The sequence below is a fragment of the Streptococcus sp. 2022WUSS083 genome, assembly GCF_044427155.1.
In the GTDB taxonomy this organism is placed as follows: domain Bacteria; phylum Bacillota; class Bacilli; order Lactobacillales; family Streptococcaceae; genus Streptococcus; species Streptococcus hashimotonensis.
Genome location: NZ_JAOTGK010000004.1, coordinates 236937 through 251004, shown reverse-complemented (window position 1 = coordinate 251004; position 14068 = coordinate 236937). Strand labels below are relative to the sequence as shown.

The following is a 14068-nucleotide window of genomic DNA, read 5'->3' as shown; positions in this document are numbered from 1 at the left end:
TGCCATTGCAGGCTACCTAATTGTTAGAATTGCTAGATTGTTTTATAAAAATGGAAGGAGAGCACATGGCAAAAATTTTAGTATTAGAAGATGATTTAGTTATTAATCAGGTAGTCTGTGAATTTTTAAGAGATAGTGGTCACGATGTTTTACCTCTATTTGATGGTGGACAGGCATTAGAAGAAATCCAGAAAATGGAATTTGATCTGCTTATTTTGGATATTATGGTGCCGACGATGACAGGATTGGAGTTATTGACAGCAGTTCGGAAAATTTCATCTGTTCCAGTATTGGTTTTGACTGCTTTAAGTGATGAGTATACTCAATTAATTAGCTTTAATCAGGATATAAGTGATTTTGTGACAAAGCCGTTTTCACCTCTTGTTTTAATGAAGAGAATTGAAAATATTTTAAAAGTAAAACATGTGGATGAGACTATACGAATAGGGGATATACTTATTGATCAACAGGCTGGCTATGTTCATGTAGGGGAGCAGGAAGTACAGTTAACGAAGAAAGAGTATGAGGTCTTCCTCTACTTGGCAAAAAGAAAAGGTAATATTGTGAGTCGAGATAATCTAATGATGGGAATTTGGGGGTATACAGAATTGGATAGTCGTGTGTTAGATAATCATATTAAAAATATTCGTAAAAAGTTGCCTAGCTTACACTTAAAAACGGTAGTTGGTCGTGGTTACCAAATTGAAGAGGGTTAGATGAAACTTGCCCGTAGACAATTTATTATCGTTACCTCCCTAATTTCAGTTACATCCCTCATTCTCGTTGCCCTACTTTATTTTGCTATGCCGATTTATTATAATCAGCAGAGACGTCAAGAATTACGAGATAATTTTAATACTGTTATGGTTAATTTGGATGGTCAATCGAACGAAGATATTCTGACCAATATTGAAAAGTATGATTTGAATCGTCCAGATCTATTGTATAGTCTTTTTGATAGTAATGGTGAACGACTCTGGCCAAGAGAAGAATTGATAACTGATGATCAGGGGAGACATCCCAATTATAAAAATCTTAGCTCCTATGATGAAGTGGGGTCATGGTCGACAACGCTTGTTTCCAAAGAAAATTCGCCCTATATATTGATGGCGGAATATGGCTTTACTGGTCTTTCACAAGTCAGTCAATCACTCTTGACCCTCTATCCTTTCGTGATGATCTTAATTGTTATTCTGGCACTGATTGTGGGAGCCATTTATAGTAAATTGTCTACTCGACGAATTGCTTTGATTTCAGAGACTGCACGCAAGATGCAAAGTTTGGAAAGCGGGATTGAATGTCAAGTTATTGGCCAAGATGAAATTTCTGTTTTGGCTCAGGATGTGAATCGTCTCTACTCTAAACTGTTAATGAGTATTGAAGAGTTGAGAATGGAGACGAAACAGGCACAGAATAGAGAACGAGAAAAATCAGAATTTCTTCGGATGACTTCTCATGAATTAAAGACTCCAATTGCTAGTATGATGGGACTCGTAGAGGGAATGATTTATAATGTAGGAGAATTTAAAAACCATGACCTTTATTTGAAAAAATGTCGTACAATTTTACAAAATCAATCCGAGTTAGTACATTCCATCTTAGATGCAACTAACATGGAAATTTCTACTCGAAATCAGGAAGAGATTTTCCAACTAGATGAAGTACTTCAGGAATCAATGGCAAGTTATAATGCCCTAGCGATTGTTAATCAGTATCAATTCTCAACTATATTTTCTCCGACAGCTATAAAAGGTGATCGCGTCTTGCTGATGAAGGCTTTAAAGAATATTATTGATAATGCGTTCCGATATAGTCGTTCAGGAGGAGAGATTAATCTGATTTGTAAACAAGGGACGTTTATTGTAGATAATGAAGTGGCTCATATTTTACCTGAAGAAGAGATAGAGAAATTATTCCTTCCTTTCTATAGACCGGATTATAGTCGTGCTAAGCAAGATGGGGGGACTGGGATTGGCTTGTATTTAGTGAAGCAAGTTTTGGACAAACACGGTTTTAATTATAGTTTCACAGTAGTGGGTGATAGTACTATGCGTTTTCGAATCGACTTTGACTTATAGAATTTATCGACCATGTTGTATTAAATAAATAGTAGAGAGAGTACTTGTATTCTCTCTCTTTTTTATGCTCAATTAATAGGGGGTGATGGGGATGTTGGTGGAAGTAATTCCTTTATTTACTTGTTATTATGTGTTGGTATCGATACGAATAGAGGGAGCTTATTTGATTTTCAATGGATTTATAACAATTAAAGATGTGCTCAGGTAAATGAACTAATTTGTAAGAGATTTTCTCTTATTAGATGATACATTTTGCTCATTGTTTTATGACTACAATAAACATGTATAGATTTTCAGTACAAAAAAAACAGAGTAAAAACAGATATTTTTGCATATATTTCCTTTCTAAAATAAAATCACAATGTTAAACTAATAATAGTCCAAAAAACAATATAATAAAAGGAGGTATTTCTATGGGAACAGGTGAAGATGGTGGGCGAACTGTTGAACTAATCAGCGAGACAAAGGTGCGCCTTCATAAGGTAAAAAAGAAGTGGCTACGCAGAGTAACACGTCTTGTTCGCAAAAGAAAATTGACAAGAGATTTGGATGATGTAAGAATTTCAAGTCCATCAATGGTTAAGGGAATCGTATCTATAGGAGCGTTATTGAGCGGTGTAGCGATAGAGCAAGCTGTGACTGAGGATGTCGTATATGCTTCAGAGTACACAGAAGAAACAGCACTGGCAATGACTGATGAAGTCACAATGAATACGGTTGTATCGGAGAATGCTGAGCCCGCATCTATTGATGGTGAGCATAGTGTTTCAGAAAGTACAGAACCTGTTATAGAAGAGGTAGTGGAGGAGACTGTTGAAGAATCAATATCGGAGGAGGAAACTGTTCCTCTTGCAAGGGATAATAGTCGATTAGAGGCTATAATAGCTTCGATGAAAGCGGCGCTTACGGAATTGGTTGACCCCGGTGAACAGGCAGATTCTCAGGCTTATAAAGATTACCTGGAGGCACGAACTCGCTTAGAAGAAAAGTTAAAACTAGCTGAACAACTATTACAAGATAAGAGTCGGACACAAGAGGAATTAGATAAAGCAGCCTTGGAGTATGGTCAGGATGCAATCAATTTGACACGTTTGGCTGAAGAGTTTCGGACTTATTCGGCAAGTGTCGGTAGTGGTTTTAGAAGGTTGACCAATCAAGAAGTCATTACATCAGGAACTGTTTCATTATCAATTCCTTCAACGGTTGAACCAATGGGCTTATCGGGGGGACAACTTCGTGCCACGATTCAATTTTCTGTCAATGATTTAGCTAAAGCTGGAGATCAATTCACAGTAACGTTATCTCAAAATTTGAATCTGTCAGGTAGCGGGGTACCGGCCGACGTAAAAATTCCAAATATTGTGGTAGATGGAAAAGTTATTGCGACAGGGGTTTGGAATCATGATGCTCGTACAATTACCTATACTCTAAATTCTAATGTTGATGATTTACAATCTGTTACTGGAAATATTAATCTTTCGGTATTTGTGGACCAGAAAGTTGTACAGAGTGAAGGAAGTCAGCAGTTTACGATTACTTTGAATAATCAACATCAAGCGACGCAGTCTTCTTATATTCGCTATTCAGATCCAGTTTCTCGATCAGATGGTGCCTATTCTCTCCGGGCGTATTTGACCAATATTAATCTAACAAACGGGACTTATGACCATGTTATCTATCTAAACGAGAACGGAAGGAATAATAATAACTACAATGAAATTTTGCAGATTGTTTCCAAAGGAGCATCCAGTTTTTCAGCGGCAACAACTACTATCCGTGCCTATAGTGTGCCACAAGGACAGTTTATTGATAGTATGGAGGGGGATTTTTCAAACTATGCAGATGCTTCAAATAGGATAACCTCCAGTTTTGGCACAAATGGTCAATCCTTACGGTTGAATATTGGTGGATATACAAATTCACCGTTGATAATTGTCGTTAGCAGCCGAGTCGATGTCAATTCAACAAAGAATATTTCAACTGAAACAACTTATGCAAATAGTGCGATGAATACTGGAAGTCAGTGGACTAACACAAATTACATGTTTGCTAATGCTGCAATTGCCAGGGGAGAATACAATTCGACTTCCATTTCGCTATCCACTTCTGAATCAATATCTACCTCGATTAGTGAGTCTACCTTTGAGTCAATGTCAGAGTCAATTTCCAACTCAGAATCAGAATCTATCGCTAAATCAACTAGTGAATCTAGCAGTGAGTCGGTCCGACAGTCTATATCGGAGTCCAGTAGTGAGTCTGTTTCAAGCTCTATTTCAGAATCGATTTCCGAATCAGTTGTTGAATCTGTTTCTGAATCAGTCAGTGAGTCGATCTCAGAGTCAGTTGTAGAATCGGTAAGCGAGTCTGTTTCGGAATCAGTCAGTGAGTCTATCTCCGAGTCGGTAAGCGAATCCATTTCCGAGTCAGTAAGTGAGTCAATTTCAGAATCCGTATCTGAGTCTATTTCCGAGTCAGTCAGCGAGTCGATTTCAGAATCTGTATCAGAATCTATCTCCGAGTCAGTCAGCGAGTCGATTTCAGAATCCACATCTGAATCCATTTCCGAGTCAGTCAGCGAATCCATTTCAGAATCCGTATCTGAATCTATCTCTGAATCGGTCAGCGAGTCGATTTCAGAATCCGTATCTGAGTCTATCTCCGAGTCAGTAAGTGAGTCTATTTCCGAATCAGTCAGCGAATCCATTTCGGAATCTACATCTGAATCCATCTCAGAATCAGTCAGCGAATCAATTTCAGAATCTGTATCTGAGTCCATCTCAGAGTCGGTCAGCGAGTCAATCTCTGAATCTACATCTGAGTCTATCTCCGAGTCAGTCAGCGAATCAATTTCAGAATCCACATCTGAATCTATTTCAGAGTCAGTGAGTGAATCCATTTCAGAATCTACATCTGAGTCAATTTCAGAGTCAGTCAGCGAATCGATTTCTGAATCTACATCTGAATCTATCTCCGAGTCAGTTAGCGAATCGATTTCTGAATCTACATCTGAATCAATTTCCGAATCCGTCTCTGAATCCATCTCAGAGTCAGTCAGCGAGTCTATTTCTGAATCTACATCTGAGTCAATTTCAGAATCAGTTAGCGAGTCTATCTCAGAGTCAGTTAGCGAATCCATTTTGGAATCTACATCAGAATCTATCTCCGAGTCAGTTAGCGAATCGATTTCAGAATCTGTATCTGAATCCATCTCAGAGTCAGTAAGTGAATCAATTTCAGAATCCGTATCTGAGTCCATTTCAGAATCAGTTAGCGAATCGATTTCAGAATCCACATCTGAATCCATCTCAGAATCAGTCAGCGAGTCAATTTCTGAATCTACATCTGAGTCCCTTTCAGAATCGGTAAGCGAGTCGATTTCAGAATCAGTTTCTGAGTCCATCTCCGAGTCAGTAAGTGAGTCTCTTTCAGAATCTGTATCAGAATCTATCTCCGAGTCAGTTAGCGAATCTATTTCGGAATCTACATCTGAATCGATTTCAGAATCCGTCTCTGAATCTATCTCCGAGTCAGTCAGCGAGTCGATTTCAGAATCAGTTTCTGAGTCCATCTCCGAGTCAGTCAGCGAGTCAATTTCCGAATCTGTATCTGAGTCCATCTCCGAGTCTGTATCTGAGTCCATCTCCGAGTCAGTCAGCGAGTCTCTTTCAGAATCTGTATCAGAATCCATCTCCGAGTCAGTTAGCGAATCTATTTCGGAATCTACATCTGAATCCATTTCCGAATCCGTCTCAGAATCTATCTCTGAATCGGTAAGCGAGTCGATTTCAGAATCCGTATCAGAATCCATCTCAGAGTCAGTATCAGAATCCATTTCCGAATCTGTATCTGAGTCAATTTCAGAGTCGGTCAGCGAGTCAATTTCAGAATCCGTATCTGAGTCTATCTCCGAGTCAGTTAGCGAATCAATTTCCGAATCCGTATCAGAATCAATTTCCGAGTCAGTAAGTGAGTCGATTTCAGAATCTACATCTGAGTCTCTTTCAGAATCAGTCAGCGAGTCTATCTCAGAGTCAGTGAGCGAATCTATTTCTGAATCTACATCTGAATCAATTTCAGAATCAGTCAGCGAGTCGATTTCAGAATCCGTCTCAGAATCGGTCAGCGAGTCAATTTCAGAATCCATTTCCGAGTCAGTGAGCGAATCAATTTCAGAATCAGTTTCCGAGTCCATCTCCGAGTCAGTAAGCGAATCTATTTCAGAATCTACATCTGAGTCAATTTCAGAATCAGTTTCTGAGTCTATCTCCGAGTCAGTAAGTGAGTCAATTTCAGAATCTACATCTGAGTCTATCTCCGAGTCAGTTAGCGAATCTATTTCGGAATCCACATCTGAATCTCTTTCAGAGTCAGTGAGCGAATCAATTTCAGAATCTGTATCTGAGTCCATCTCCGAGTCAGTCAGCGAATCTATTTCTGAATCTACATCTGAGTCAATTTCAGAGTCGGTTAGCGAGTCAATTTCCGAATCAGTCTCTGAATCTATCTCAGAGTCAGTAAGTGAATCTATTTCCGAATCAGTCTCTGAATCTACCTCTGAGTCAATTTCAGAGTCAGTGAGTGAATCCATTTCCGAATCAGTCTCAGAATCTATCTCAGAGTCAGTGAGCGAATCGATTTCCGAATCCGTCTCAGAATCTATCTCCGAGTCAGTAAGTGAATCCATTTCCGAATCCGTCTCTGAGTCAATTTCCGAGTCAGTCAGCGAGTCGATTTCTGAGTCCGTCTCAGAATCCCTCTCCGAGTCAGTTAGCGAATCAATTTCAGAATCCGTCTCAGAATCCATTTCCGAATCGGTCAGCGAGTCGATTTCTGAATCCACATCTGAATCCCTCTCCGAGTCGGTCAGCGAATCTATTTCTGAATCTACCTCTGAGTCTATCTCTGAATCGGTCAGCGAGTCGATTTCAGAATCTACCTCTGAGTCTATCTCCGAGTCAGTAAGCGAATCTATTTCGGAATCAGTCTCTGAGTCTATCTCCGAATCAGTCAGCGAGTCAATTTCCGAATCAGTCTCAGAATCTATCTCAGAATCAGTAAGCGAATCTATTTCGGAATCAGTCTCTGAGTCTATCTCCGAATCAGTCAGCGAGTCAATTTCCGAATCAGTTTCTGAGTCCATCTCAGAGTCAGTCAGCGAATCGATTTCCGAATCCGTATCAGAATCTATCTCTGAGTCGGTCAGCGAGTCGATTTCCGAATCTACCTCTGAGTCCCTTTCAGAATCAGTTAGTGAGTCTATCTCAGAGTCAGTTAGCGAATCTATTTCGGAATCTACATCAGAATCTATCTCAGAGTCAGTCAGCGAATCGATTTCCGAATCCGTCTCTGAGTCAATTTCCGAGTCAGTCAGCGAGTCGATTTCAGAATCCGTCTCAGAATCGGTCAGCGAGTCGATTTCAGAATCCGTCTCAGAATCGGTCAGCGAGTCAATTTCAGAATCCATTTCCGAGTCAGTGAGCGAATCAATTTCAGAATCAGTTTCCGAGTCCATCTCCGAGTCAGTAAGCGAATCTATTTCAGAATCTACATCTGAGTCAATTTCAGAGTCAGTTAGCGAGTCGATTTCAGAATCCACATCTGAGTCTATCTCCGAGTCAGTGAGCGAATCTATTTCGGAATCTACATCTGAGTCAATTTCAGAATCAGTTAGCGAATCTATTTCAGAATCCACATCTGAGTCTATCTCAGAGTCAGTCAGCGAATCTATTTCGGAATCTACATCTGAATCTATCTCAGAATCAGTGAGTGAGTCAATTTCAGAATCAGTCTCTGAGTCCATCTCCGAGTCAGTAAGCGAGTCGATTTCAGAATCTACATCTGAGTCTATCTCTGAATCGGTAAGCGAGTCGATTTCAGAATCTACATCTGAGTCTATCTCCGAGTCAGTCAGCGAATCTATTTCGGAATCAGTCTCTGAGTCTATCTCCGAATCAGTCAGCGAGTCAATTTCCGAATCAGTTTCTGAGTCCATCTCAGAGTCAGTCAGCGAATCGATTTCCGAATCCGTATCTGAATCTCTTTCAGAGTCAGTAAGTGAGTCGATTTCAGAATCTACATCTGAGTCAATTTCAGAATCCCTCTCCGAGTCAGTTAGCGAATCAATTTCAGAATCAGTCTCTGAGTCAATTTCAGAGTCGGTTAGCGAGTCTATCTCTGAGTCAGTTAGCGAATCGATTTCAGAATCTGTATCTGAGTCCATCTCCGAGTCGGAATCAACCCCTCCTCGCCACTCTCAAGATCCGCGTAGACAAGGTGCATTACCGAATACTGGTGAACAATCATCAGCTTGGGCAGGAATCCTTGGAACAAGCCTCCTTCTTGGCGGTTTGTATAAGCGACGCAGACAGAATAAGGAGGAGGAAGAGGAGTAATTCTCTGAAAAGAAGAAAAATTAGCTAGTTTCGACTGGCTAATTTTTTTTGATAGAATACAGTTTAAAATATGAAAAAATGTAAAAAAGGGCTATAATGGTATTATGAAAGTACTATTGTATTTAGAAGGTAAAACTGTTTTAGAGAAATCAGGAATTGGCCGGGCACTTCAACACCAGATGGAAGCGCTAGATATGGCAGGTATTCCTTATACAACAGACCTGCTGGGAGATTATGATGTCATTCATATCAATACCTACGGTCCACGCTCCTGGTTATTGCTACATGCAGCCAAACGGAGTGGAAAAAAGGTAATCATGCATGGACATTCCACGAAGGAAGATTTTCAAAATTCCTTTATCGGTTCGAATACCCTAGCTCCTTTTGTAGGGAAATATCTAGCAAGCATGTACCAAAAGGCAGACTTTGTTATCACTCCTTCAGAGTATTCAAAAAAACTCATCCAGTCTTACGGTGTGACAACGCCAATTATAGCCGTTTCGAATGGTATTGATTTAGATAAATATAAGAAGGATGAACGTAAGGAAGCAATCTTTCGAGAGCATTTTAAAATTGAAGAAGGTCAGCCAGTTGTTGTCTGTGCAGGACTTTACTTCCGACGTAAAGGAATTGAAGACTTTGTCAAGGTAGCCGAAAAGATGCCGCATGTCCGCTTCATTTGGCTCGGTTCAATCAATAAATGGCTGATTCCGTCATATATTAGAAAAATTGTTGAGGGAGATCATCCAGCGAATGTCGAGTTTCCAGGTTATTTTAAAGGTGCTGTTTTTCAAGGTGCAATGAGCGGAGCGGATGCCTTTTTCTTCCCATCGTATGAGGAAACAGAAGGGATTGTTGTTCTGGAAGCTCTTGCTAGTCATCAGCATGTTGTTCTAAGAGATATTCCAGTTTACGATGGTTGGATTGACGAAAACGTTGCCGAATTGGGACATACAGTGGATGATTTTGTCGATTCTATTCAGAAAATCTTAGACAAGCAGGTTGATAAACGTGAGGCGGGCTACCAGGTTGCGGTTAGTCGCTCGATTGACAATGTTTCCCACCAATTGGTGGATGCCTATCGACAAGTATTGGAGATGTAAATGCGGATTGGATTGTTTACAGATACCTATTTTCCACAGGTTTCAGGAGTCGCGACTTCGATTCGGACTCTTAAGACAGAGTTGGAGAAATTGGGACATACGGTATTTATTTTTACGACGACAGATGAGGATGTGAATCGCTACGAAGATTGGGACATTATCCGAATTCCTAGCGTACCTTTTTTTGCCTTTAAAGATCGTCGAGTGGCCTACGCAGGTTTTACAGATGCCTTAAAAATTGCAAGTCGCTATAAACTAGATATTATTCATACTCATACAGAGTTTTCTTTGGGGATTTTGGGGAAAATGATTGCCAAGGAACTTGATATTCCGGTGGTACATACTTATCACACCCAGTATGAAGACTACGTACACTATATTGCCAAGGGTAGGATTATTCGTCCCGGGATGGTTAAATATTTAGTACGGGCATTTTTAAAAGATTTGGATGGGGTAATTTGTCCTAGTGAGATTGTTGAAGATCTGTTAATGAGTTACAACGTTCCGATTTCTAAACGAGTAATTCCGACAGGAATTGACTTGGCAAAGTTTGATAGACCAGAAATTGGCAAGGATGAAACAGATGAGTTGCGGGAACAGCTAGGAATTGCTAGTGATGAAACGATGTTGCTAAGTCTATCTAGGATTTCTCACGAGAAGAATATCCAAGCAATCGTTCAGGCAATGCCAAAAATTTTGCTGGAAAATCCAAAGGTGAAGTTGGTCATTGTCGGAGGTGGACCTTATACAGATGATCTTCAGGAAATGATAGCGGAGCTTAATCTAGATGAACACGTCCAGTTGACGGGAATGATTGCACCAAGTGATACAGCACTTTATTATAAAGCTGCGGATTTCTTTATTTCTGCTTCGACCAGTGAAACACAGGGACTAACTTTCTTAGAAAGCTTAGCTTCTGGAACTCCTATTTTGGCGCATAGCAATCCCTACTTAAAAAATGTTGTAACAGATAAGATGTTTGGGACACTCTTCGTTCGAGAACAGGAGTTGGCAGATGCCGTCGTTGAGGCGATTGTTGCTACGCCACCAATGAATCCGTATGTGCTTGATAAGAAGCTCTATGAGATTTCTTCTACGAATTTTGGGCGCAAGGTTTTTGAATATTATCTAGATTTGAAGATTTCGTATGATTTTAGAAAAGAACATACGAATCAAGATAGCGTAGCAGAAGCATTGATAAAAGAGGCTATTTACCTACCGCAAAAAGTAGTAGTTAAATCAACAGACACAACAGCAAAAATATTGAAAAAATCAGTCGAACAAGTAAAATCAATCCGGAATTTCTTTGATTAATTTGGAGGTTTCAAATGGAAAAGCTTCGGAAAGAGAGTTGGAAGAATCTGGTTTTGGCAACTCTTATTATTCTGTCCATGTATGCAGGTATTTATCTGATTGCCTTTCATCTGATTAGTGACACCATGCTTTCTAAGGAACTGGTGGTCGGGAATATATTGCTCTATACTCCCATTGTACTATTCCTAACAGGTCTTCTTTATGGATTTTTTCACGGTTTTTCTCCTAGCCTTCTTGCCTTGGTTTTACTGCTTTATCCTGTAACCATCTTTTTCTTTAAGGAATGGATTATTCTCTATCAGATTGTCTACACCTTATGTGCTCTGATTGGAAATGGGGTAGGAGCTCTGCTATTTTCTCTAAGAAAGAAAATGAGGAAAAATCCTTGAAAAATCAGGAAATCCTGTTATAATAGCTTTTAGAGACTTATCAATTCTAGGAAATCTTTGAGAGAGTGTGCGGTGGGTGCAAGCACATAGAGGATAGGATTGACACTACTCGGTATGATTTTATGCAAACATAAAAGGGTGGTTCCCTTATCGCCAATCTAAGGTAGTCGGGCTTTTTTGCGTGACTGCGAATGAAGGTGGAACCACGTTGCGACGTCCTTTTGTGAGGGCGTCGTATTTTCTTTTTTGACAAAACAAGGAGATGAAGTTGACCAGCATTCCACAAGAAACGATTGACCGTTGCCTAGCCATTCGCAAGGCTTACAGAGAGTTGGAAGTCAAGCACCACGACAAAGAGTGGTCCATTGAGGAGTGAAACAGTCTGGGGATAGACTGTTTCAGCTCAACAACTTAAAATAAAGACTTGTTGACCAATGATATTGGCAACATGAACCGTCTGATTATGACCAAGCAGGGGCGTTACTATGATGAAACACCTTATACCTTGGAGCATAAAATGGCTGAAAATATCTGGTGGTTGATTGAACTGGCTGACCGCCTGGATATTGATATTCAAAAAGAAATGGAAACCTTTTTAGCTCAAAAAGAAGAGTTATTGGGGATTAAAAAATAAAAAATAGAAAGGACTAGGGTCTCCGTATTTGGTTGAACTGAATACGGGCTACGGACTGGGCCAAAAAGATAAACAAGAACTAGACGCTTGCGTCGTCGTTCTGTTTCCTATTTTGTCTGTGTCCGCTTAACGCCCTTTATATCTTATATTATGCTTAAAATTACTTTCCCAGATGGTGCTGTTCGTGAGTACCAAGCTGGTGTGACTACTTTTGAAATTGCAGAGAGCATCAGCAAGTCTTTGGCGAAAAAGGCTCTTGCAGGTAAGTTCAATGGTAAATTGATTGACACCACTCGTGCTATTGAAGAGGACGGTACGCTTGAAATCGTAACGCCTGACCACGAGGATGCCTTGGACATCTTGCGTCACTCAGCAGCTCACTTGTTTGCCCAAGCGGCTCGTCGTCTTTTCCCAGACATCAAGTTGGGGGTTGGTCCAGCTATTCAGGATGGTTTCTACTATGACACGGACAATGCTGCTGGTCAGATTTCAAATGAAGACCTGCCACGCATTCAGGAAGAAATGATGAAGATTGTCAAGGAAAACTTCCCTTCAGAACGTCGTGAGGTGACCAAGGAAGAAGCTCTTGAGATTTTCAAAAACGATCCTTACAAGTTGGAATTGATTCACGAGCACTCTGATGATGAAGGTGGTTTGACCATCTATACTCAGGGCGAATACGTTGACCTCTGCCGTGGCCCACACGTTCCGTCAACAGGTCGTATCCAGATTTTTGAATTGCTCAATGTGGCTGGTGCTTACTGGCGTGGTAAGAGTGAAAATCCAATGATGCAACGTGTTTATGGTACAGCTTGGTTTGACAAGAAAGACCTCAAGGCCTACCTTCAAATGCGTGAAGAGGCTAAAGAGCGTGACCACCGTAAACTTGGTAAGGAATTGGATCTCTTCATGATCAGCCAAGAAGTTGGTCAAGGTTTGCCATTCTGGTTGCCAAATGGGGCGACTATCCGTCGTACCTTGGAGCGTTACATCACAGACAAGGAATTGGCTTCTGGTTACCAGCACGTTTATACACCGCCGTTGGCTTCTGTTGAGCTCTACAAGACTTCAGGTCACTGGGAGCATTATTCAGAAGATATGTTCCCAACTATGGATATGGGCGACGGTGAAGAGTTCGTACTTCGTCCGATGAACTGTCCGCACCATATTCAAGTTTATAAAAATCATGTGCGTTCTTACCGCGAATTGCCAGTGCGTATCGCCGAGCTTGGTATGATGCACCGCTATGAAAAATCAGGTGCATTGACTGGTTTGCAACGGGTGCGTGAGATGACTCTTAACGACGGTCATATCTTTGTGACACCTGAACAAATCCAAGAAGAGTTCAAAAAAGCTCTCCAGTTGATTATCGATGTGTACGCAGATTTCAACCTAAACGACTACCGTTTCCGTCTGTCTTATCGTGACCCAGAGGACAAAGAGAAGTACTACGATAACGATGAGATGTGGGAAAATGCTCAGCGTATGTTGAAGGGTGCCATGGATGAAATGGGTGTGGACTACTTTGAAGCAGAGGGTGAAGCTGCCTTCTACGGTCCGAAATTGGATATCCAAGTGAAGACTGCCCTTGGTAACGAAGAAACCCTGTCAACCATTCAGTTAGACTTCCTCTTGCCAGAACGTTTTGGTTTGACCTATATTGGTGCTGATGGTGAAGAACACCGCCCAGTTATGATTCACCGTGGTGTTATCTCAACAATGGAACGCTTCACAGCCATTTTGATTGAAACCTACAAGGGTGCCTTCCCAACTTGGTTGGCTCCAACCCAAGTGACTATGATTCCAATCTCTGTGGAAGCTCATTTGGATTACGCTTGGAAGGTTGCTAAAGAATTGCAAGACCGTGGCGTTCGCGTACACGTAGATGAGCGGAACGAGAAGATGCAATACAAGATCCGTCAGAGCCAGACCAGCAAGATTCCATACCAACTCATCGTTGGTGACAAGGAAACGGAAGACAATGCTGTCAACGTTCGTCGCTACGGAAGTAAGGCAACGCAAACTCAGTCTGTATCAGAATTTGTGGACCATATCCTAGCAGATATTGCCCGCAAGTCACGTCCAGCTGAAACTGAATAATAATTATAAGGAGAAGTCCGAAAGGGCTTCTTTTTTGACAGCAAAAACTCCCAACCGA

Annotated in this window: 7 protein-coding genes and 1 pseudogene; all 8 read left to right on the top strand. The window is 40.8% G+C overall.

Annotation, left to right across the window (positions count from 1 at the left end; genetic code table 11):
* The first annotated feature begins 65 nt into the window (after positions 1-65).
* The 8 genes and pseudogenes from ODU41_RS07035 (at position 66) to thrS (ending at position 14010) form a co-directional block, all read left to right on the top strand.
* A complete protein-coding gene (locus ODU41_RS07035; protein ID WP_024384330.1) occupies positions 66-716 on the top strand; it encodes a response regulator transcription factor in 651 nt (216 codons plus the stop codon).
* Positions 717-2078 carry an ATP-binding protein gene (locus tag ODU41_RS07030; protein WP_395380280.1) on the top strand — a complete coding sequence of 454 codons (1362 nt, stop codon included), beginning with the start codon at positions 717-719 and terminating at the stop codon, positions 2076-2078. It begins immediately after the preceding gene.
* A gap of 413 nt (positions 2079-2491) precedes the next feature.
* Positions 2492-8470 carry a DUF445 family protein gene (locus ODU41_RS07025; RefSeq protein WP_398578839.1) on the top strand — a complete coding sequence of 1993 codons (5979 nt, stop codon included), beginning with the start codon at positions 2492-2494 and terminating at the stop codon, positions 8468-8470.
* A gap of 104 nt (positions 8471-8574) precedes the next feature.
* A complete protein-coding gene (locus tag ODU41_RS07020) occupies positions 8575-9573 on the top strand; it encodes a glycosyltransferase family 4 protein (protein WP_014637671.1) in 999 nt (332 codons plus the stop codon).
* The gene (locus tag ODU41_RS07015) at positions 9574-10887 is read left to right on the top strand and encodes a glycosyltransferase family 4 protein (RefSeq protein WP_002935817.1); all 1314 of its coding nucleotides are present in this window, start codon (positions 9574-9576) and stop codon (positions 10885-10887) included. It abuts the gene before it with no gap.
* 14 nt (positions 10888-10901) lie between these two features.
* On the top strand, positions 10902-11276 hold the full coding sequence (locus ODU41_RS07010) for a hypothetical protein (RefSeq protein ID WP_013730246.1): 375 nt from the start codon (positions 10902-10904) through the stop codon (positions 11274-11276).
* A 262-nt stretch (positions 11277-11538) separates the two neighbouring features.
* Positions 11539-11910, top strand: a pseudogene (locus ODU41_RS07005) (MazG-like protein).
* A 150-nt stretch (positions 11911-12060) separates the two neighbouring features.
* Positions 12061-14010, top strand: coding sequence for a threonine--tRNA ligase (thrS, locus tag ODU41_RS07000; protein ID WP_024399904.1), 1950 nt, complete (start codon positions 12061-12063; stop codon positions 14008-14010).
* The last annotated feature ends 58 nt before the right edge of the window (positions 14011-14068 follow it).

Coding starts and splice junctions, on each gene's coding strand:
- ODU41_RS07015 (WP_002935817.1), top strand. CDS start 9,574: ATGCGGATTGGATTGTTTACAGATACCTATTTTCCACAGGTTTCAGGA.
- ODU41_RS07010 (WP_013730246.1), top strand. CDS start 10,902: ATGGAAAAGCTTCGGAAAGAGAGTTGGAAGAATCTGGTTTTGGCAACT.
- ODU41_RS07035 (WP_024384330.1), top strand. CDS start 66: ATGGCAAAAATTTTAGTATTAGAAGATGATTTAGTTATTAATCAGGTA.
- ODU41_RS07020 (WP_014637671.1), top strand. CDS start 8,575: ATGAAAGTACTATTGTATTTAGAAGGTAAAACTGTTTTAGAGAAATCA.
- ODU41_RS07025 (WP_398578839.1), top strand. CDS start 2,492: ATGGGAACAGGTGAAGATGGTGGGCGAACTGTTGAACTAATCAGCGAG.
- thrS (WP_024399904.1), top strand. CDS start 12,061: ATGCTTAAAATTACTTTCCCAGATGGTGCTGTTCGTGAGTACCAAGCT.
- ODU41_RS07030 (WP_395380280.1), top strand. CDS start 717: ATGAAACTTGCCCGTAGACAATTTATTATCGTTACCTCCCTAATTTCA.